The 22,458-nt window shown below is 43.0% G+C and carries 18 protein-coding genes; 8 read left to right on the top strand and 10 right to left on the bottom strand.

The window, feature by feature from the left end:
* Positions 1–202: 202 nt before the first annotated feature.
* A complete protein-coding gene (gene nirD / locus FTV29_RS09580) occupies positions 203–1,813 on the bottom strand; it encodes a nitrite reductase small subunit NirD (protein WP_180075424.1) in 1,611 nt (536 codons plus the stop codon).
* A 24-nt stretch (positions 1,814–1,837) separates the two neighbouring features.
* Positions 1,838–4,384 (bottom strand): nitrite reductase large subunit NirB, encoded by a 2,547-nt coding sequence (nirB, locus tag FTV29_RS09575; RefSeq protein WP_218946064.1) that lies wholly within the window; start codon positions 4,382–4,384, stop codon positions 1,838–1,840.
* Positions 4,385–4,888: 504 nt separating this feature from the next.
* Here nirB and FTV29_RS09570 point away from each other — a divergent pair.
* Complete coding sequence (locus tag FTV29_RS09570) at positions 4,889–5,467, top strand: ANTAR domain-containing response regulator (protein WP_004280362.1); 579 nt, start codon at positions 4,889–4,891, stop codon at positions 5,465–5,467.
* A gap of 10 nt (positions 5,468–5,477) precedes the next feature.
* Entirely contained in the window at positions 5,478–6,479 is a 1,002-nt protein-coding gene (locus tag FTV29_RS09565; RefSeq protein WP_180075423.1) for a CmpA/NrtA family ABC transporter substrate-binding protein, read from the top strand.
* Here FTV29_RS09565 and FTV29_RS09560 read toward each other — a convergent pair.
* The gene (locus FTV29_RS09560; RefSeq protein ID WP_005096940.1) at positions 6,468–7,361 is read right to left on the bottom strand and encodes a LysR family transcriptional regulator; all 894 of its coding nucleotides are present in this window, start codon (positions 7,359–7,361) and stop codon (positions 6,468–6,470) included. The two genes, FTV29_RS09565 and FTV29_RS09560, sit on opposite strands and share 12 nt — an antisense overlap.
* Positions 7,362–7,643: 282 nt before the next feature.
* On the opposite strand from FTV29_RS09560, the gene FTV29_RS09555 reads away from it, so the two are divergent.
* Positions 7,644–8,354 (top strand): HAD family phosphatase, encoded by a 711-nt coding sequence (locus tag FTV29_RS09555; RefSeq protein ID WP_005096941.1) that lies wholly within the window; start codon positions 7,644–7,646, stop codon positions 8,352–8,354.
* 69 nt (positions 8,355–8,423) lie between these two features.
* On the opposite strand, the gene FTV29_RS09550 is transcribed toward FTV29_RS09555, so the two are convergent.
* The 3 genes from FTV29_RS09550 to FTV29_RS15005 form a co-directional block, all read right to left on the bottom strand.
* Positions 8,424–8,774, bottom strand: a complete 351-nt coding sequence (locus FTV29_RS09550; RefSeq protein WP_074382760.1) for a hypothetical protein — start codon at positions 8,772–8,774, stop codon at positions 8,424–8,426.
* A gap of 258 nt (positions 8,775–9,032) precedes the next feature.
* Positions 9,033–10,199 carry an acyl-CoA desaturase gene (locus FTV29_RS09545; RefSeq protein WP_180075422.1) on the bottom strand — a complete coding sequence of 389 codons (1,167 nt, stop codon included), beginning with the start codon at positions 10,197–10,199 and terminating at the stop codon, positions 9,033–9,035.
* A 31-nt stretch (positions 10,200–10,230) separates the two neighbouring features.
* Positions 10,231–11,253, bottom strand: coding sequence for a flavin reductase family protein (locus FTV29_RS15005; protein WP_005096945.1), 1,023 nt, complete (start codon positions 11,251–11,253; stop codon positions 10,231–10,233).
* A gap of 536 nt (positions 11,254–11,789) precedes the next feature.
* Between FTV29_RS15005 and FTV29_RS09530 the strand changes: the two genes are divergently transcribed.
* The gene (locus FTV29_RS09530; RefSeq protein ID WP_005096948.1) at positions 11,790–12,101 is read left to right on the top strand and encodes a hypothetical protein; all 312 of its coding nucleotides are present in this window, start codon (positions 11,790–11,792) and stop codon (positions 12,099–12,101) included.
* Positions 12,102–12,251: 150 nt separating this feature from the next.
* On the opposite strand, the gene FTV29_RS09525 is transcribed toward FTV29_RS09530, so the two are convergent.
* A complete protein-coding gene (locus FTV29_RS09525; protein ID WP_100535121.1) occupies positions 12,252–13,889 on the bottom strand; it encodes a long-chain-fatty-acid--CoA ligase in 1,638 nt (545 codons plus the stop codon).
* 471 nt (positions 13,890–14,360) lie between these two features.
* Between FTV29_RS09525 and FTV29_RS09520 the strand changes: the two genes are divergently transcribed.
* On the top strand, positions 14,361–15,782 hold the full coding sequence (locus FTV29_RS09520; protein ID WP_180075421.1) for a PLP-dependent aminotransferase family protein: 1,422 nt from the start codon (positions 14,361–14,363) through the stop codon (positions 15,780–15,782).
* Between the two features lie 46 nt (positions 15,783–15,828).
* Here FTV29_RS09520 and FTV29_RS09515 read toward each other — a convergent pair whose 3' ends face one another.
* From FTV29_RS09515 to FTV29_RS09505, 3 genes are all read right to left on the bottom strand, one after another.
* Positions 15,829–17,178 (bottom strand): DcaP family trimeric outer membrane transporter, encoded by a 1,350-nt coding sequence (locus FTV29_RS09515; RefSeq protein ID WP_180075420.1) that lies wholly within the window; start codon positions 17,176–17,178, stop codon positions 15,829–15,831.
* Positions 17,179–17,286: 108 nt separating this feature from the next.
* The gene (locus FTV29_RS09510; protein ID WP_180075419.1) at positions 17,287–18,660 is read right to left on the bottom strand and encodes an MFS transporter; all 1,374 of its coding nucleotides are present in this window, start codon (positions 18,658–18,660) and stop codon (positions 17,287–17,289) included.
* A 227-nt stretch (positions 18,661–18,887) separates the two neighbouring features.
* Positions 18,888–19,799: a LysR family transcriptional regulator gene (locus FTV29_RS09505; RefSeq protein ID WP_180075418.1), complete on the bottom strand. Its 912-nt coding sequence runs from the start codon at positions 19,797–19,799 to the stop codon at positions 18,888–18,890.
* 115 nt (positions 19,800–19,914) lie between these two features.
* Between FTV29_RS09505 and FTV29_RS09500 the strand changes: the two genes are divergently transcribed.
* The 3 genes from FTV29_RS09500 (at position 19,915) to catA (ending at position 22,419) form a co-directional block, all read left to right on the top strand.
* Positions 19,915–21,024, top strand: coding sequence for a muconate/chloromuconate family cycloisomerase (locus FTV29_RS09500; protein WP_180075417.1), 1,110 nt, complete (start codon positions 19,915–19,917; stop codon positions 21,022–21,024).
* Positions 21,025–21,037: 13 nt separating this feature from the next.
* Complete coding sequence (gene catC / locus FTV29_RS09495; RefSeq protein ID WP_154773530.1) at positions 21,038–21,328, top strand: muconolactone Delta-isomerase; 291 nt, start codon at positions 21,038–21,040, stop codon at positions 21,326–21,328.
* 170 nt (positions 21,329–21,498) lie between these two features.
* The gene (gene catA, locus FTV29_RS09490) at positions 21,499–22,419 is read left to right on the top strand and encodes a catechol 1,2-dioxygenase (RefSeq protein WP_005170822.1); all 921 of its coding nucleotides are present in this window, start codon (positions 21,499–21,501) and stop codon (positions 22,417–22,419) included.
* Positions 22,420–22,458 lie beyond the last annotated feature (39 nt).

The raw sequence follows: 22,458 nt of genomic DNA, 5'->3' as shown, positions 1-22,458 counted from the left end.
GATCAATCGTGTCATGGCGCCGTTGCCATATTTACTAAATAGATCAGCAAATAACGTGCCATATTTTTAAATGTAATTGGCTTTGTTGCACCAACCTACAATTGAAGGCTTATCCAGCAATATAATTTCTGAATGAGCAAGCCTAAAATTTAATCCTCCCCAACCCTCCTTTGCTAAAGAAGGGCTGGAGAGCTTTATCCGATTAGCCTACTTTCCTTAATGCAAAATCCCGACCAAAAAGCAGCTTGCTGCGGATATTACTAATTGGTGTCTGATCTGCAATCAGTTCGGCATACCATGCCCCATCTTCAGTATCGCCAAACAACACCGCACCGATGACTTTGTCCTGTTGAATGATGATCCGTTTATAAATCTGACGCTTCTCATCATTCAGCACGATATCTTCGAAATCATTAGTCGGTTCAAAATTACCTGCCGAGAATACGTCACATCCGCTGACCTTAAGCTGGGTCGGAACAGTCGGTGCCTTAAAGGTCAGTCGGCCATGTTCAGCCAGATGAGTCGCACAGATAAAGGCCTGTCCCCATAATGGCTCAACCAATCCAAAGGTCTGACCACGATGCTCAATACATTCACCCACTGCATAAATACTCGGATCATAGGTCTGCATGGTGTCATTCACCAGCACGCCGCGGTTACAGCGCAGGCCAGACTGTTCGGCCAGACTTTTATTTGGTCGAATCCCGACGGCGAATACCACCAAATCAGCATCCAGCATTGTCCCGTCTTTTAAGCGCAGTTGAGTCACGTGACCATCACTACCGAGTAGTTCTTCGGTATTGGCTTCGGTGATAATCCTAATACCTTTTTCTTCAATTGATTTCTTCAGCATTTGACTGGCTTTCATGTCCAGCTGACGATCCATAATACGGTCTATCAGATGTAGCACCGTTACATTCATCCCTCGCTGTTTCAAGCCATATGCGGCTTCCAGTCCTAACAGACCACCGCCAATGACGACGGAATTTTGCTTGGTTTTGCAGTAATCCAGCATGCGGTTAACATCCTGAATATCCCGGAAGCTCATCACGCCTTCAAGTTCAGCACCCGGAATTGGCGGTACGAAAGGTTTGGAACCGGTCGCGAGGATCAGACGATCATAAGCAACGACTTCGCCTTTTCCGGTATGAACCTGTTTACGCGAACGGTCGATAGCGATGGCAGCATCTCCAGCGATGAATCGAATGCCTTTTTCGGCATACCAGTCGGCTGAATGCAGCATAATTTCGGCAAAGCTTTTCTCACCAGACAATACCGGTGACAACATGATCCGGTTGTAATTGCCCCACGGTTCTCCCCCAATTACGGTCATGTCATAACGATCTGGCGCCATATCCAGCAAGTCTTCCAGACAGCGCATACCCGCCAGCCCATTCCCGACCAGTACCAGTTTTAAACGCTCTGTGTTTTGACCATTACTGGAAATATAGGTCTTTTGTGGAGTTGGACTCACCAGAACTTTGCCATTTTCAATTCGGGTTGGAAATACCAGTAATTTCTTGTCTTGTTCTTCCAGACAACGGCCGGTCACCAGACTGAAATGCTGCTTGTAAATTGGGGATGCGACTACACGCTCACCTTGCAGATCCCCCAGAATGCCACGTGCCATGACATTGGCCAGACTAAACGGATCCTGATTGCTGAGTGCATAAACCCGCTGTTCCTGACCCACGCGAAAAATTGCAATCTGCTGATCTTCAATCAAGGCCGCCACACCGGTATTCGGAGTGATCTCATCCAGATTGCAGACTTCGTACCAGTTCAGTTCGTTCATGTCTTTTAAAATTGTCATTTTCATTCTCCCTGACTGTGGTATTTAGGCTTCAACCACTGGAATACGGTTTAAATCACGTTCAGCTTCTGTCTTTGGACGAATCTGGCCACGTACAGGCGCAAACTGAATATGCGGGTCATTCTGCTCGGCTACTTTGGCATTAATAAAAGTCTTAAAGCGTTTGCGCACTTCAGGATCTTCAATCGCAGTGCGCCATTCATCCTGATAAGTGCCAATCACATGCTGCATACGGCTTTCCAGTTCAGCGGCAATGCCGAGCGAATCATGCACAATGACATCTTTCAGATAGTCCAGCCCACCTTCCATATTGTCACGCCACACACTGGTGCGCTGCAGACGGTCTGCTGTCTGGATATAGAACATAAAGAAGCGGTCGATATATTTGATGAGTGTGGAAGTATCCAGATCCGAGGCGAGCAGTTCAGCATGGCGCGGTTTCATACCGCCATTGCCGCATACATATAGATTCCAGCCTTTTTCGGTGGCAATGACACCGACATCCTTGCTCTGTGCTTCTGCACATTCACGGGTACAGCCAGATACTGCCATTTTAGTTTTATGTGGTGAACGCAGGCCTTTATAACGATTCTCAAGGAAAATCGCCAAGCCGACAGAGTCATCGACCCCAAAACGACACCAGGTACTGCCCACGCAAGATTTCACCGTACGTAAGGATTTGCCGTAGGCATGTCCAGACTCGAAACCGGCATTGATCAGTTTTTCCCAGATTTCAGGCAGTTGATGTACCTGCGCACCGAACATGTCAATTCGTTGTCCGCCTGTGATTTTGGTATATAGGCCATAGTCTTTGGCGATCTGACCGATGGTAATCAGGCCATCCGGGGTGATTTCGCCGCCTGCCACACGTGGCACAATCGAATAGGAACCATCTTTCTGAATATTGCCGAGGTAGTAGTCGTTGCTATCCTGTAAACCGGCATGGCTAGGTTTTAAAACAAAATCATTCCAGCAGGATGCCAGAATATTGGCTACGGTCGGTTTGCAGATATCACAGCCCATGCCGTGCCCATGTTGCTGAATCAGGTCAGAGAATGTCTTGATTTCATGCACGCGTACCAGGTGATACAGTTCCTGACGTGAATAGGCAAAGTGTTCGCACAGGTGATTGTTCACCGTGACACCCTGACGCTGTAATTCAGATTTGAGAACCTGCGTCACCAGTGGCGCACAGCCACCGCACGCCGTTGCAGCCTGCGTGCATTTTTTCAGTGCACCCAATGAAGTTGCACCGCCATCAATGGCTGAACAGATATCAGCTTTGGAAACGTTATTACAGGAACAGATGGTCGCACTGTCAGGCAATAAGTCGATACCACTACCACCTGATTTTGAAGTTGACTGATCAAAGCCCGGCATGATCAGGCTTTCTGGTTGCTCCGGTACAGCCAGACCATTCAGCATCATTTGTAGAAGATCGCTATATTCTTTGGCACAGCCCACCAGCACTGCGCCCAGCAGCTTGGTTTTGTCTGCTGACACCACGATTTTTTTATAAACCTGCACGGCTTCATCAGCATAGAAATAGCTCAAGGCATCTGGTGACATGGCGTGTGCATCACCAATAGAAGCAACATCCACACCCATCAGTTTGAGCTTGGTGCTCATGTCGGCACCAGCGAATGCATGGCTCTCTTGGTCCAGTACATGTTTTGCCGCGATCCGCGCCATGTCATAGCCCGGTGCAACCAGACCATAAATTTTATTGTCCCAAAGTGCACATTCACCAATGGCATAAATGTCCGGATGTGAGGTCTGGCAATAATCATTAATGATGATGCCGCCACGCTCACCAATCAGCAGGCCGCTCTGGCGCGCCAGTTCATCACGCGGACGAATACCGGCCGAGAACAGGATGATATCGGTTTCAAGTACCGAACCATCTCCGAACTTCATTACATGCTGAGCGTTGTAACCATCTTCAATAGATGAGGTTGCTTTTTGGGTATGCACCTTGACACCAAGGTCTTCAATTCTAGAGCGCAGTACCCGGCCGCCCAGATCATCAATCTGCACCGCCATCAAGCGCGGAGCAAATTCTACGACATGGGTTTCCAGATTCAGATCTCGCAAAGCCTTCGCTGCTTCCAGACCCAGCAGACCACCGCCAATTACCACACCGGTTTTGGCATTCAGGCTGGCTGCGCGAATGGCATCCAGATCTTCAATGGTACGATAAACAAAGCAATTCTGACGGTCATTGCCCGGGATTGGCGGTACAAAGGCATAAGAGCCGGTAGCAAGAATCAACTTGTCAAAATTCAGCACATCACCCTGGCTGGTGGTGACGGTTTTATTGAGCTGATCAATTTCAACCGCTTTAGTATTAATTCGCAAATCAATGCCATAGGCATCGGCAAAATCACTACGACACAGACTCAGATCCTTCACCGACTTACCGCTGAAATATTCGGTCAAATGCACCCGATCATAAGCTAAATGTGGCTCTTCTGCCAAAATGGTCAGCTCAATGTCATCACCGGCCTGTTCCAATACAGATTCGATGAATTTATGCCCCACCATGCCATGCCCAATCATGAGAATTTTCATATCTGCACTCCAACTATTGTTTTTTTAAAGATGATAAAAAGCCACATATCACGTCTAGGCATTGATATGTCTGCTGATTGAATATGTTGTAAATACCGCAACCCAGCACTTTGTAATGCTGGCGGAAGGGTTGAAACGCTTGTGCGTTTTGTATTGCTGAACAACTGACCATGTCATTTATCCTGTGCTGAACGAAATACCAATCACATTTTTTTGAAAATGCAATTACGATCAGAACGGACATCGTTGGCCGTTGTTAGTATTGAAAGTCATCTTTGACGATTTAATAAATGCAGAAATCGTGCCAACTTTTCCAATAAGAAAACGCCTTATTTCAGGCAGATGATCTACCTAAACGCTTCATTTTGATCAGCCATCAGCTGAAATCCCTAAAGCTATGCACTAAATTGAACAGAAAAATAGAATTTTATGCACCAATTTAATGGCATGTTTTTTGCTTTACTCCTGCTTGAATATTCCTTAGGCCTTACTTGAAAATATTCCATGTCCAAATTACGAATTGCTCTTATTGATGATGATCTGGAGCGTGCCCAATTCATCCAGGAATCCTTACTTTCACATGATTTTCAGGTGGTGGCCTGTTTAATCCTGAATGACCTGAATATGGTACATGTTAAGGGTATTCATGCAGATGTGATCCTGCTGAATATGGATCATCCGCATCGGGATATTATTGAAAGCTGTGTCAGCCAATATGAACTTCCGACCGTGCTGTTTACCCAGAACTCCAATAAAGACACCATCAAAAGTGCGATTGATGCCGGAATCACGGCTTATATTGTCGATGGTATTGATCCCACCAAACTAGAAAGTATTCTGGAAATTTCAATTGAACAGTTTCGCAAACATAAAAAGCTGCTGAATGATTTAAAAGAAACCCAGGACAAGCTAATTGACCGTAAAGATATCGATAAGGCCAAAGCCCTGCTCATCCAGCTGCATGCCTTAACGGAAGAACAGGCCTTTGCTTTATTGCGTAAAAATGCCATGAGTCACCGGATTACCATTGGTGAAATGGCCAGACGCTTACTGGATGCACAGAAGCTGCTACTGGGCCAATAAGGAAAAGCATATGTCCACATTAGAAAAAACTGAACTCAATATTGGCTATATTCCTTTACTTGATTGTGTTGCCATTCTCTGGGCCGAAAAACAGGGTTATTTTGCCGAACAGGGATTAACCATCAACTTAATCCGGGAGGCCTCCTGGTCCAGTTTAAGAGACCGTCTGGCCTATGGCTTTCTGGACGCTGCGCATTGTTTGTCCGCCATGCTACCTGCTGCTGCTCTGGGTACAGACCAGTTACAGGTGGCTTTGCAAACCCCGTTGGTACTGAGCATGAATCAGGCTTTTATCAGCCTGCGTCAAGATCTGTGTCATGAATTGGGAATTGATGCAGAAGATGATGAAAAAAGCAGTTCTCAAAAACTGGTGCAGGCCTTGCAACAACAGCAGAAAATGAATCTGGCCTATGTCTATAAGCACTCAATTCATCATTATTGTATAAAAGAATGGTTAGCCCTGACAGATGTCAATATTGCCCACAAGATTCAGCTCATGACCTCACCACCAGCTTCGATGGTAAAAGGAATCTCGGAACAGGTCTTTGATGGCTTTTGTGTGGGAGAACCCTGGAATATTCAGGCCAAGCTTGAAGGCTATAGTTTAATTGTCGCTGCAAGCCAGAATATCATTCCTAAAGTTGCCGACAAGGTTCTGGCCATGACTCAGGAATGGGCAGAATTACATCCATGCACGGTGAAGGCTTTGGTCAATGCTGTCCAGAAAGCCCAAACGGATTTAAAACAGCGTGCTGATCTGTCCCAAGTTTGGGACATGCTGGTTGATTATCAGATTATCCAGTTTGAATGCTCTGCACAGCGTCATGTCTGTGACTATCATAAAATTCAAAACATCATCCGCAATCTTGTTGGTGCAAGTGCGAAACCGCAGCTTGCCGATTTTATCTGGTTAATCGAGCAGATTGAAAAATGGGATGGTGTCGAAATCTCTGAGATAGAGAAAAAGCAGATTGCAGCACAATGCATGTATGCTGAAATGCTATTTGCTTAAGATTTCATGCAACATATTGCGTAGCCATTGATGACTGGTTTTATGATGACAGGACATATGCCAATACTGCTTTACAGAATAGGTCGGGAAAGCAATCGGTGCCCCAAAAATCTTGAGATTGCCACGTGATAACAGGACTTCGCTCAAATAATAAGGCACGGTCGCAATCGCATCGGTTTCCTGTACCACCAGTCCCACGCCTAAATAGCTGGGCAGACGCATTAGAATGTCGCGCTTGAGTTCCAGATTCAGCAATTCATTTTCAATATGGTAATGCCCCATCCCGGCATCAATATCGATATGGGTTTCACGTAAATACTCTTCGGTCGTGATGCTGTCACCCGTTAGTCGCGGATGGTCTTTCGCTGCGATCACCACATAATACTGTTCAAACAGTTTCTGCTGATAAAAGCCATTCTCCAGATTTGGCAAGAAGCCCAAAGCCAGATCAATCTCGCCATTGGCCATCTGATAACTGGTTTCCGAGGTAATCGGACGCACATTCAGGCGGATATGTGATGCATGCTGCTTGAGATACTGTGAAATTTTTGGCAATAACACCAGATGCGATACATCGGTCATCGCCAGTGTAAAACGTTGCTGTGAAGTGACCTGATCAAAATTGATGGTGAAATTATTAATCGCTTCAACTTTACTGAGTGCTTCACTGACCAAGGGAAACAACTGCTTAGATAAATCTGTCGGCAGCATTTCATTGCCAATACGTAAAAATAAAGGATCACCATAATGCTGGCGAATTTTATTCAGCAGATTGCTCACCGCTGGCTGGCTCATGTCTAAATGATCAGCTGCCTGAGATACGTTTTTAAATTTATAGACATAATAAAAAATACTGAGCAATTTACAGTCAAGTTCAAACACAGAAACACATTTCCTTTAACTTTCTAATAATTTTGACGAAGATATCATCGACATCATTTTATCAATTGCCAATGTTCAAATATAACACTTTGCAACGATTTCTAGGATCAGTCAATTTCCATGTGGTGTTAAAAATTACTTTTCTCTGATGTGGAACCTCGTTACAAGTACTTCTGTTGTAAATATGCACTTCTGTTTTTCCTTGGTCAACTTAAACACGCAAGCTTCATGCTATATACTCAAGCCCACAGAATTAACGATGCAAATTAAGAGAAATATCTTATGTTCCAAGGCAAAAAGTTGGTGTGTTTTGATTTGGATGGCACCTTGATTGATTCCGTGGGAGTCTGGAATCAGGTCGATGCTGCGCTGATTCAGGAGTTGGCAAATATTGAAGTCGACTTAAGTCAGATCCAGCAACAGCGCGATCTTCAGCTCAAAAAATTTAAACATCGGCCGGATCCCTATCTGGAATATTGTGCTTATTTAAAAGCGCTTTATGGATTTGCGCCGAATAAAGAAGAAGTAAAAAACCGCCGTTATGCAATTTCACGGCATTTTCTCGATCATGTGGTCGAGCTAAAACCACATGCTGAACGGTTCATTCAAGCCCTGAAACAACAAGGGATTCAGATCGCCCTGACCACAACCACCAGTTTGTTCAATGTGCAGCGTTATCAGGACAATAATCAAAACATTAACAAAAAAATCAGCTTTAATGATGACTTTGCCCTGCTCTTGACCCGTGAAAATGTGCAGAACATCAAGCCGCATCCTGAAGTCTATTTCAATGCCCTTCAGCATTTTCAGGTGCAAGCCGCAGATTGCCTGATTATTGAGGATTCATTAATTGGCGTTGAAGCGGCCAACAATGCAGGAATCGATGTGATTGCAGTTTATGATCAATACTCTGTTCATGAAATAGATTTGATCAAGGTCCAAGCAAATTATTTTGCAGAAGATTTTACTGAGTTATTAAGTTTAGCCCAATAAAAAAAATGCCATGAATCATTGTATTTCATGACATTTTTTTCTGCAGATCTCTGACCTGAGAAGAAAACGTTATTTGGCTTTCTCATAGACTGAGCCTGAACCGACCAGATTTCCTGTTTTTTCATCGATTGCAAAATCAACCATACCTGCACCTGCATTTAACTGAAGTAAGCCATTTTTGCTCACTGCTGCCGGCATCGGATTTTTCTCTTCGGTTTTACCAGTTTCTTTGTCTTTTATGGTGTTGGTAATGAAGTAATTTTCACCATTTTTCGAAATGACCAATACATTTTCAAGTTTTGGATTTTCCAGCGTATTTTTCCAGTTTCCTTGATAATCTGGAGCTGGTGCTTCTGTGAGGTTACAAGCAGTTAAAAGCAGTAATAATGAGATGCCTGAAAAAAATTGAAGATATTTCAAAACTGAGACCTTGATTGTGACAACGCGGCCATTATAGGGACAACCCTCTAGAGCTTAAGCAGGTTGTTGTAGGCAAAGCGTTTCAGCAGTACCGTATCTGTTTTTCTTTGGTGATTTTTTTGAAATATCTCTCCATACTTCATTCATAAAAATGGATGATTCAATTTCTACTAAAACGACAAAAAAGCAAAAAAGTCCCCAATAGACCATGTAAATCTATTGAGGCGTAGCAAACGGGTGAATACCACACATTAAAAATTAGGGCATGATTTTGGATTTAAAGTGGCTCAATACAGATTTAGCAGAGTGGGTTTTTTCAATAATCTGTGCAGTCCAGTGATTCGGCAATGAACATTTGGCCAGACGCACCCAAACAGTAGAAAACTGTTTTATAAAGCTCGCTTCATTATAATGAATGCCATATTCAGCACACAGCGCTTTTACTTTCGGCGCCACCTGCGCATAGCGATTGGCTGGCATGTCCGGAAATAGATGATGTTCAATCTGATGGCTCAAATTACCACTCAAAATATGCAGCCAGTCCGTCCCGGTAAAATTACTCGAACCACGAACCTGGCGTAAATACCACTCAGCACGGGTTTCATTGTCGGTATTATCCATCTCAAAAGTTTCAGCATCTTCCGTAAAATGACCATTAAAAATCACCGCAGACGCCCACAGACTACGAATTACATTGGCTACAGCATTTCCGGCAAACACAGGAATGGCATTCGGGCCAGCAATCACTGGAAAAAATACATAATCTTTTAACACCTGACGGCGCATTTTTTGACGCAGTGGAGCCGCTTCTTTCCAAACTTCTTTCCAGGTTTTGGTTTTATAGGCAATCACATCTTCCAGATGCAAGCGTTGCAGGCCGACATACCATTCAAAAAACACCATTAACTGCATGCCCAGTGGAATATTGAACAGGAAACGTGGTTCCCATTTTTGGGATTCACTGACCCGAATCAGGCCATAACCGACATCATGATCCATCCCGACAATATTGGTATAGGTATGATGAATATAGTTATGGGTATATTTCCAGTCATCTCCTGTGGAAATCGTATCCCAGTCATAGGTGGTTCCGTTCAGGGTCGGATCATTCATCCAGTCGAACTGACCGTGCATGACATTATGTCCCAGCTCCATATTTTCCACAATTTTGGAGATGCCAAGCAGCCCTGTCCCTGCCAGCCAAACCGGTGGCAACCAGCCAGCAAACATCAACATGCCTCGGGATGCAATTTCGCTATAACGGACAAAATTACGGATTTTATAAATATAATTGGCGTCTTTTTCACCCAGATCGTCCATGACCTCGCGGCGGATCGCATCGACTTTAGCACCAAACTCCTCAATCTGTTCAGGACTGAGAAATTGCGACTTACTGTGTCGTTTAAAATCAATTTGCATATTCATGGGAGCACCTTTTTATTCGTTTAATACTGGCTTATAAATTAATAACGACTGGACTCATCGCCTGGGAAATACAAAGTTTAATCTGGGTGTTATTGCCATGATCAACCTCACCGGTCAGGACATTACGCACCGAGCCACTGACTTTGGTACAGGAACAGGTATTACAGATTCCCATCCGGCAACCATGAGCAGGACGCAGGCCTGAATTTTCAGCGCTTTCCAGCAAGTTGGACTGAGCCTGAAACACTTGCTGCGATCTTAAAAACTGTACTGGCTGCGCCTTAATTTTTTCATCGACCACAATCTGGAAATATTCCGAATGAAAATTGGATTTCAAATCCAGTTTTTCTACAATTCTAAGTGCAGCCTTCATCATCCCAGCAGAGCCACAGGCATATATTTTTCGTTCTGCAACATCTGGCACCAGTTTTTGCAATAATCTTTGATTCAGATGCTGTTGCTGTTCCCGTGTATTAAAATGATGATATTTCAAGTTTGGATGCATTAAAGCCAGGGTTTTCAATTCAGCATGAAAGGCATCATCGCGAGTAAAATAAATCAGGTCGATCTGTTCCAGGGACTGGATCACTGCTTTTTGCAGCAAGGAATATATTGCAGTAATACCACTGCCGGATGCCAGAAATAAGGTTGGCTGGCTAGAGTTTTGCAGTATAAAGTCACCTTGCGGCTGCGAAATTTCAATGACAGCCCCGATTTGCATCTGGCTCAAGGCGCGTGACACTTTGCCTTGCTGTTTCACCGCAATAATCAAATCACCATTTTTTAATACCGTCACCACAGAATAATATCGCTGATGACGTACACCATCGAGTCTTATTGTTACTGCAATATGTTGGCCAGCCTGAAATGACCTGGCTTTAAAATTATGATTCGGGCGCAAGTGAATCTTGAAAAAGTCAGGACTGATGGCCTGAATGCCCATAATGGCCGCTTTAACTTTTTTAAACGCCCAGGTTGGATGGATTTTTTCACCAATAAAATCAATGAAATCTTCACGAACCCAATGCGGCTGATAGGTCGGCATACTTGTCATTTTTATCCCCTTATCCGCAGACAGTAATATTAATGTACAACTGTCTATTTATTATGTTGTCAGCATAAAGCGTTTTATAATTCAGACCATATCAATACAGGTCAAATTATGTGCTTATCAAACATAATAGAGCTTTTTGTCGGACAATATGAAGCAAAAGCATCTGCTGAAACTATAGTTTTTAGAAAAAGGGATTTTTATATCTGTTAATTCTGCTAACTCTATATAAAAAGCTGACTTTTATAGGGAAATCAATTCTGAGTGATTTTTTTGCTTGTTAGATCGTCATGCGATACATTATTTGTCATCTCTAGTAATTTGAATTGATAACATAGCATCCTTAAATTGCTAACCGTATATATTAGCTTCTCTAATTATTGCTACGTTAGTTTTATTCTTTTTAGACAAATTCGTAAGGGGTAGTTTTTTAAAGAATAGTTGAAATGTATAGCAATATACCAACCATTCTTCTGACTCTATTTCCTGGCTGTGTTATTGGTTGTTTTTGATAAACTTAAAAGACAAAGAATTAGTCTATGAAAAAAATATTATATATCAGCATTTTATCTTTTGCACTAACCTCGGTATCTTTGTTTTATCAAAGATACATCCCTATTAATCGTATAGTGGTAGATCAAATTGAGGAAGTACATAGACTTGCAGGAGGATTTCCTTTTGTATTCTTAATTGATGGAGATTTTACATCACCTGCTAATAATATAAGTGTGTTATTTATTTTCTGGGATCAAGATGAATTTCTCTTTAACTATTTTCTTTTAAATTATTTATTTTGGTTAAGTGTTTTATTAGCTTTTTACTTTATGAAAAAGAAATTTAAGATTTTATAATTTTCTAAAACCAATGCCCTAAAACTCCATATATAACTTTAAAAATCAATGATATGAGTATTTATAAAAAGCCTATCCTCTCTAGAATAGGCTTTTCTTATGACAAAAGATATGTCATATATGGCTCAATCAAAATTTCATGTTGAGGCTCTAACCGACAGCCTGCTCTAAAAGAATATTCCCATAGAGTTCCCGCAAATCTTTTTTCAGCATCTTTCCAGTTCCACTTAGTGGAATTGAGTCTACAAAAACCACTCTGTCTGGAACCTGCCATTTAGCGACTTTATCAGCATAATAATCGAGTAGCTCTGTCTCACTCAGCTGACTGTCCGATTTTTTAATCGCAATCAATACCGGACGTTCATCCCACTTTGGATGCTGGGCGGCAATCACCGCCGCCATCGCAATTTCCGGATGTCCCATGGCAATATTTTCCAGATCCACCGATGAAATCCATTCGCCGCCAGACTTGATTAAATCTTTGGAACGGTCACTGAGTTTTACAAAACCATCTTGATTCAGCGTGCCAATATCCCCTGTATCTAACCAACCATCCTCAGTCAATGGAGATTCTTGCTTACCGAAATACTTATTAATAACCCAGTGCCCTTTCACCTGTAAACTTCCGATAGTTTCACCATCTCGTTCAATTTCATGCGTACATTTTTCTACATCAGTTAAACGTACACTAACCCCAAATGGCGGTCGGCCTTGAGACAGACGAATCTGCTGTTTTTCTTCATCTGATAGCTGTAAATGTTTGGCTTTGAGCTGATTGGCAGTAGCCACTGGACCTGTTTCCGTCATGCCCCAAGCATGAATTGTTTCACAGTTAAACTGCTCTTTGAAAGTTCGTAACATTGCCGGTGGACAGGCCGATCCTCCGATTACATTACGTTTCAGACTTTCCAGCTTGGAACCTGACTGGTTTGCTGCGGCAATCAAACCCTGCCAGATGGTTGGCACGCCAAGCGCCACTGAAACTTTATACGTATCAATCAGATTCACCAGACTGGCACCATCCAGACCTGGCCCCGGCAGTACCAGCGTGCATCCCACCATGGCTGCCGCGTATGGCGTGCCCCATGCATTCACATGGAACATCGGCACCACTGGCAACATAATATCGGCAGCCGAGACATTTAATGAGTCCGGTAAAATGATGGCATAGCTATGTAATACAGTAGAGCGATGGCTATATAGCACGCCTTTAGGGTTGCCCGTGGTTCCTGATGTATAGCACAGTGAACTGGCTGAGTTTTCATCAATGACTGGCCATTCAAATTCTGTGTGTTGACTGGCAATCAGATCATCATAAAATTGCACTTCTGGAATGGCTTCAGTGACGCTCGGATCGGCAGCATCCAGACAGATAAAATGCTCGACTGAGGTCAGCAGCGGTTTTACCGCCTTGATTAAAGGTACAAATGTTTTATCAAAGATGACCACACGATCTGCCGCATCATTCATAATAAAAATCAGCTGCTCCGGAAACAGGCGCGGATTAATGGTATGACAGACCAGACCGCTGCCAGAAATAGCATACCAGGACTCTAAATGGCGATGATTATTCCAGGCAATGGTGGCAACCCGATCTCCCTGTTCCAAGCCGAGTTGTTGCAATACCTTGGCAAAACGTTTCGAGTTTTGATGAATTTCGCCCCAGTTGGTCACCTTAATGCTGGTGTCGGTATTTTTGGAAATTACCTCGGTATCGGCATGATAGCGTCCTGCATGTTCAATCATGCTGCTGATCAGTAAAGGCTGAAACATCATATTTCCGAGCATTGTCCACTCCTTTGTGCTTGTTATTGGTCCGTGTATTCGTATCGTTGTTATCTAGACATGATGGAGCGGTCTAAGACCGTGACATAGTTTTTATCATCATGTGGACTGAATTTAGCAAGTAAATCTGAATTTGTAAGTATCGAATTGTGACAAATTAAGAGAAGTGACTCAGGCGTATAAAAATTAGAATACGATTGATGGAGAGGTAGAGAATTTCCCTAGAAAGGTTGAGGCCTGATATTCAGTTTAATGATCATGTATTGAGTTCATGTCGACCCGATTAATACAACCATCCCATTTGAATAGAAATATTTACTTGGATACTGATCTTAGAAGAACAGTACAGCAGATCGATAGAACGCCAGCTTGAAAATAGACTGACAACCACATTAAACTTAATTTGTTATATTGAGCATCTTGAAATATGCTATAAATCAAAATAATTAGAACAGTCTTAGTTCAAGCAAGTGTATGTATAAGTCTGAAAAACTGGCGCAGAATATCCGTCAGATGATTGAAAACGGCGTATGGAGGGTACATGAAAAATTACCTTCACTCCGCGAACAGACCCAATTGTCTGGCTATAGCCTGATGACGGTACTCAATGCTTATCAGGAACTTGAAGCGCAAGGTCTGGTTTATGCCAGAGATAAATCCGGCTATTACGTTGCAGAGCGTTCTACAGATCTGGTCAACAGCAAACAACCAATCCAGATTAGTTTAAGCCCAAAAGTTCAAATCAACTCTGTGGTATTTAATTATTTAAAATCGATCCAAGCTGCAGAAATTGTGCCTTTTGGTTCCGCATTTCCCAATGCAGAGCTGTTATATAACGCCAAATTTATGCAGATTCTGGCGCAGCAGGCCAAAAGAAAAAGCAGTTATAACAACCAGAATCATATGCCGCCTGGCAATCAGGATTTACGCCAACTGATTGCTAATCGTTACCAGTTGCAAGGCATTGCTTGCCATGCAGATGACATTGTCATTACATCTGGAGCATTAGAAGCACTGAATCTGTCTTTACAGGCATTGACCCAACCCGGTGATTTTATCCTGCTGCAACAAACCATATTTTATGGAGCCTGGCAGGCAGCCGAGCGTTTGGGGCTACAGGTGATTACTATCCCTGAGCATCCGCAATTCGGTTTTGATCTGGCATCATTTGAACAGGCTTTGAAACAGTATCCGATCAAGGTGTGCTGGCTAATGCTGAACGCGCATAATCCGATTGGCTTTACTGTTAGTTCGGAAATTAAACAGAGAATTGCTGAACTTTTGTATGAATATCAGGTCTATTTAATTGAAGATGATGTTTATCAGGAGTTGAATTATGGTTCATCCAAACCGCTACCAGTTAAATATTTTGACCAGCATCAGATGGTGCTGCACTGTGCTTCATTTTCCAAAACACTAGGCATGGGCGCACGCGTCGGTTGGGTCTATGCCGGTCCATTTTCCGATGCCATTCAGCATTTGCAGCTCATGAGCACTTTAACGGTCAGTCCCTTACTCCAGAACACGCTGGTAGAATTTATTTCGCATCATCATTATGAAAAACATTTACGACAGCTAAGACATCATCTGGAAAAATATAAAAAGAAGTTTTATCAGGATCTCAAAAACCGCTTAGCGCCTACATGTAAAATTTACTATTATTCCAGTGGTTATTTTCTCTGGATTGAATTGCCGAAACAACTGGATGCCCAGGCGCTCTATGAACAGTTGCTGCTGCAGCATATTTCAATTGCCCCTGCACTGCTGTTTAAACCGGATCATGCCAGCCAAAATTATATTCGTTTAAATTGTTCTTTCGAATGGAATGCTGATATTGAACAAGCAGTCAATCTGCTGGCAAAAACGATTCTGCAAATGAACAAAAGCGTGGCTTAATTCAGCCACGCTTTTCTTAACTTAAATATTCTGTTTAAGCAATATTTTAGAAGTTATAAATGGCAACCGCATTAATTCGGTTGTCTTCGCCTGTACGACCGCTAACTGGTTGATCGTATTCATCTAAAACAGGACCATAGGCTTTACGTTCACCATAGACATATTCTAGACCGAAGCTAAGTGGTTTACGTGGGCTATAGAATATATTGGCCCATGCCTGCCAAAGATCTTTATTCGCAGCACTCTTGTTACTTAAAGCATTAATGTAATCTTGATCATCATCAAACTTCATATAGCCATAGCCCAAAGTACCACGCAATTTGTCATTAAACTGCTGGGTTAAACCTACCGTAATCGAGTCAAATTCGCTTTGTATCAGATTACCATCTTTAACTAGTACGCCTGGGTTTGCAAATGATACAAAGCTATTATCACCTTTCACATGATAGTAGTCGGCTTTTATAGTAGTACCTGGTACAACTTCATATTTTGTACCAACACCTACCCCCCATGCCATTTCTTCATCAGTATCTATACGTTTTTCGTGCCCCATTGCACGAACACTTACGTTTAAATTATCTGCAAATTGATGGTTTAAACGTGCAGTTAAAGCTGGAAAACGCTGATTAATCGCTTTATCACTGACTAATTTATCTTTTGGATCTTCCGCAGCAACAACTAAATTAGTTTGTGGGCTAAACTTAGTTGTGTAACGCACTTGTGGTGTACGTTTTACTGCGCCACCTACATAAGCCAAAGCATCCACTGTTTCTGGCATATAATCCGGTACAGCAAAGTTTGACCAGGTTTGACCAATTAACCAGTTGGCATAGCTCATATACGCATGTCGGATCCGTAAATTATCCAGACCTGCACCACCTAGAAAATCCACCTCAACCTTACCGCTCAGGGCTTTATCTCCAGCGCCAACCGGTGCTTTAAAGTCCATACCTAAACGAGTCGCAGAAAGTGTTGAACGAAACCGATCACTTTGTTCCGAATTACCTTCTAGTGGCACACTGTTAATTTGGTTATAAGGCATGTCTTTACCACCGCCTTCAGCCTGATAAGAGGCATCGGCACGGACATTTCCGTAAAGGTTGAATTCAGCACCGCTGGCAAGTTTCATCACAGGTTTGGCAGATGCCGCTGCTGCTTGCTGAGTTTGTACAGCAGTATTTAAAGTCGCAGTCTGTTTTTGCTGTTGCTCAACCAATGCGCGTAAGGCCTGAACTTCCTGACGGAGCTGTTCAATTTCTTGCTGACTGTTTTGTGCAGTTTGCGCCTGAGCTGATACGCCCATGCCGCCCATACTCATTGCAATCATACTCATCAATAATGTACGTTTTAATGTTGGCTTATTGATTGATTTTTGGGTAAATAATGTCGTGTTCATCCTAAACTCGCTTTTTATTATGCGTTTCGATTCTAGCAACAGATCACCACCCATTACGATGGCGATCTATATCATTGGGAATATTATCTTTATTAAGTTAAATCTAACTTAATGCGTCGCTTCTTTTACCATTGGGTTTGGCTTTACACCAGACTTTGCAAGGGCTTGACCATCTACAGAGGTTTTTAAGTTCACCAGTAAAATTGCCAGCGCAGCGATTACACCAGGAATCGCAATTGCAAAGAAGTTCATTTGATGCGGTAAATTCATGGTCAATAATGCGCCTGTCAGAACCGGACCCACAATTGCCCCAATACGTCCAATACCTGATGCCCAGCCCATACCGGTAGAACGTACCGTCGATGGATAATACTGTGCGACAAAGGTATACAGCAGAATTTGTGAGCCAATCGTTGCAGCACCTGCCACAGCAATCAAGGTATACAGTACAAATTGCGGACTGTTAAAGCCAAGCAGAATCAAGGCAATGGCACCGCATAAGAACATGATGGTCAGCACTTTTTTGATATGGAATTTATCTGCAAGGTAACCCCCACCAATCGCACCCACCATGCCACCGATATTCAGTGCGAACAGGAAGATCATACTTGCACCCAGCGAGTAACCAGCCTGAATCATCAGTTTAGGCAACCAGCTACCTAGTGCGTATACCATCAACAGACACATAAAGAATGCCAGCCAGAACATGAATGTACTGAAGCTACGGCCTTGTTGAAAGAGCGCTTTTAATGGTGCTTCATCACCTTTTTGCACTTCATTCAGCACCAACTGGGTATCGTTAGTAATGACTTGCGACGGAGAGATTTTCTGAATAATCGTGTGTGCCTGAGCAGTCTCCTGCTTGTTGGTCAGGTACATTAGCGATTCTGGCAAGTATTTCCAAAGAATCGGCAAGATCAACAATGGAATACCAGCCAGCAGGAACATGATTTTCCAGCCAAATTGTGGCACCAACCATGCACCTAATAGCGCAGACGTCATACCGCCAATGGCATAACCACTAAACATCAAGGCAACCAGCGTGCTGCGGATACGTTTAGGGGCATATTCAGTCATCAATGCCACCACGTTTGGCATCACACCACCGATCCCAAGACCCGCCAGGAAACGTAAGATTCCAAATTCAACTGGAGATGTGGCAAAGGCACCAATAAAAGTAAAACCACTAAAAATCGCCACACAGATCATGATGGTCTTTTTACGGCCGAGTTTATCGGACAAGGTACCGAAACTCATGGCACCGAACATCATCCCGAATAAGGCAGTACTGGCCAGCATTCCCGCTTGTACCGCATTCAGCGACCATTCTTGCATCAGCAGCGGCAATGCCACGCCATAGATGACCAGGTCATAACCGTCAAAAATAATGATGAGTAAACACCAGATCAAGACACCCCAGTGAAAGGGCGTGAATTTCGCTTCATCAATCAGCGTATTTATATTCACTTTATTTGTAGACATCTCCACCTCCTAATTGTGAAGTTCAACGAATGCTGCTCACAATGCAGAAAATAGAAAAAAATGTCTAAAACTGAATAGGCATGCCTTTATACCTATAAAGTCTAGTGCAAGCTAAGTGATTAAATTAAATAATAAATATATTATTTAATTATAATATTCCTTAAAACAATTCTTTTTTATCTCGCCCTCAGGTGTTTTATTGCTCTCTTTCACACGATTTTAAGCAGTTAAAATACGGCTCGATCATATTTTAATGCTTCCAGATCATAGGCTTGATACACGGCATCAAATAGATAACGGATGTATTCACTTTCATCCATATTACGCATGGCCATAAAGACAGGACTTACCGCAAATGCATCTGCTAAAGGTATAAAGTTAAGATGGGCTAATTTAATATTTTGCGCGCTTTCTGGAGCAATACAAATACCCTCGCCTGCAGCAACAAAGCCAAGTGCCAACTGTAACTCACGGACAATACGGATATTTTTCGGTTCCAGACCATACTCGGAAAATATGCCACGTACCTGGGTGGCAAAATTAGCTTTCCCTGTATTTGGATATAAAAATAACTGTTGATCGACCAGCTCAGATAAATGTAAACCTTCTCTTTGCGCCAGCGGATGACTTGAATGAGCTGCTACCACCAAGCGTTCTTCACGCAATAACACCCGTTTGATGGCAGGATCCGAGATTCTTAAACGGCCAAAGCCGACATCTATACGTCCTTCTTTGAGGGCCTGAATCTGTTCATAAGTATTCATTTCCATCATCTCGATTTTGAGATAAGGATGCTGCTGTTTAAATAAAAACAGGATACGGGACAATAAACCAAACAATAAAGAGCCAACAAAACCAATACTTATCGTGCGATCGGCAATACCAATCCGCTTGGTCATCGATTTTATTTCTTCCGCATTAGACAAAAGTTTAACAGCGTGCTGATAGAAGAATTGACCGGCTTCCGTGGTCTTTAGCGGGCGGCTACCACGCTCAAATAGCTGAATATCGAGTTCTTGTTCCAGATTTTGGATCTGTCGGCTCAAAGGTGGTTGAGCAATAAACAACTTTTCTGCCGCTTTGGTAAAACTTTGCTCTTCGACGACGGCAACGAAGTAACGTAAATGTCTGAGTTCCATGGCGCTGAATACCTTTAAAGTATAAAAAAATGCTAAATCGATCTTAGACCAATCAACATTATTCTTTTAAGGTATATCAAGTCAAAGCATTAAAGCAAGAATGTGAACCCGTATTATGTATAAGTCAGTTGAAACCTTGCTGGTAGAAATTCCAACCATTCGCCCTCACAAGATGGCAGTGGCAACGATGCAAACCCAGACCCTGGTATTGGTTAAAATCACCACTGAAGATGGTTACATCGGATGGGGTGAGGCAACAACTATCGGTGGCTTAGGTTATGGTGATGAAAGCCCGGAAAGCGTAAAAGTTAATATTGAAACTTATTTCGCACCGCTTTTACAAACATTATCTGGTTTAAATGTTGCACAAACATTACAAGCAATCAAAAAGAATATTAATGGTAACCGTTTTGCCAAATGTGCGATTCAGACTGCACTTCTAGATATTCAGGCACAACGTTTAGGTTTGCCATTAAGTGAAGTTCTTGGTGGCCGCTTACGTGACAGTATTCCAGTTCTTTGGGTACTGGCTTCTGGTAATACCGAAAAAGATATTGCTGAAGCAGAGAAAATGATTGCGGCAAAACGCCACAACATTTTCAAACTCAAAATTGGTTCTCGTCCAGTTGAAGAAGATGTTGAACATGTACTGGCGATTAAGAAAGCCTTGGGCAAAGACGTTTCGATCCGTGTCGATGTGAACCGTGCCTGGTCAGAATTAGACGCCATTAAAGGAATTCAGTTGCTGCAAGATGGCGGTGTTGATCTGATTGAACAGCCATGTGCGATCAATAACCTGGATGCTATGCGCCGTCTAACCCGTCGTTTTGATGTTGCCATCATGGCAGACGAATCGTTAATGGGCCCGCAGTCAGCTTATGAGATTGCCAAACAAAACGGTTCATCTGTTTTTGCAGTCAAAGTGGCTCAGTCAGGTGGTCTGATCGAAGGTTGTGAAGTTGGCCTGATTGCCAAACTGGCAGGTATTGACCTGTATGGCGGCACCATGCTGGAAGGCCCTGTGGGCACGATTGCTTCAGCACATGTGTTCTCTACTTTTGAAAGTCTGGCATTTGGTACCGAGCTGTTTGGTCCTCTACTGCTGACTGAAGATATTTTGAAAACCCCACTCAACTATCAAAACTTTGAACTTGAGATTCCGAAAGGACCAGGTCTGGGTATTGAGTTGGATGAAAACAAGATTGACAACTTGCGTCGTCAGTAATTAGGAGAAACCCATGCTTTTTCACGTACGTATGGATGTAAACATTCCACGTGATCTGCCAGTTGAACAGGCAAATGAAATTAAGGCTGTTGAAAAAGCCTATTCACAGGAATTGCAGCGTCAAGGTAAATGGCGTCATATCTGGCGCATTACCGGCCAGTATTCAAACATCAGTATTTTTGATGTTGAAAGCAATGAAGAGTTGCACAACCTGTTACAGGGCTTGCCGCTTTATCCATTTATGAACATTGAAGTGATGCCGTTGAACCGTCACCCATCTTCAGTTCGTGATGACGACAGTTAAGTAAGAGTTTTTAAGTAAGAATTTTGGGACTTGGGAATAACGTTATTCCCTTCCCACAGCAAGACCAGAGGGTAACCAAACAAGGATTGTGGCCAGCAAGATTTAGCCAGCCAGAGCAAGCTAAACAGCACGCCACATAAAAGAATGTAGACATACTGAGGAGTAATAGTATGAATCGCCAAGAAATTGATGCATTAGTAAAACAAATGAATGTCGACACTGCGACAGGTCCTGTAGATGAGCGTGTACAGCAAATTACTGTACGTTTACTCGGTGATCTTTTCCAGGCGATCGAAGATCTTGATATTTCACAAACTGAATTGTGGAAAGGTCTTGAATACTTTACTGATGCAGGCCAAGCAAACGAGCTAGGCCTATTGGCTGCAGGTTTGGGTCTAGAGCATTACTTGGACCTACGTGCTGATGAAGCAGATGCAAAAGCAGGAATTAGCGGTGGTACACCACGTACCATTGAAGGCCCACTTTATGTCTCAGGTGCACCAGAGTCAGTTGGCTTTGCACGTATGGATGATGGTTCTGAATCAGACAAAATCCCAACGTTGATCATTGAAGGGACAGTGACGGATACTGAAGGCAATATCATCGAAGGCGCTAAAGTTGAAATTTGGCATGCCAACAGCCTAGGGAACTATTCATTCTTTGATAAGTCACAGTCTGATTTCAACTTACGTCGCTCTATCTTCAGTGACCAAGACGGTAAATATGTTGCACTCACAACGATGCCGGTCGGTTATGGCTGCCCTCCAGAAGGTACAACTCAGTTTGTACTGGACAAATTAGGTCGTCACGGTAACCGTCCATCGCATGTGCATTACTTCGTATCTGCACCGGGCTACCGCAAGCTGACCACTCAATTCAACATCGAAGGCGACCAGTACCTGTGGGATGACTTTGCATTTGCAACCCGTGAAGGCTTGGTGGCAACTGCGGTGGATGTGACTGATGAAGCTGAAATTGCAAAACGTGGCTTAAAAGGTCCTTTCAAACACATCCAGTTCGATATTGAACTTGTAAAAGAACAAGCTGCTGCACCAACGACTGAAGTTGATCGTCGCCGCGCTAGCGCTTAATACAACTATAGAAGCGGGGTATGTTTCAAAGATATATCC

The sequence above is a fragment of the Acinetobacter sp. YH12254 genome, from assembly GCF_013417415.1.
GTDB lineage: Bacteria > Pseudomonadota > Gammaproteobacteria > Pseudomonadales > Moraxellaceae > Acinetobacter > Acinetobacter pseudolwoffii.
This window is presented reverse-complemented; position numbering and strand designations above follow the sequence as displayed.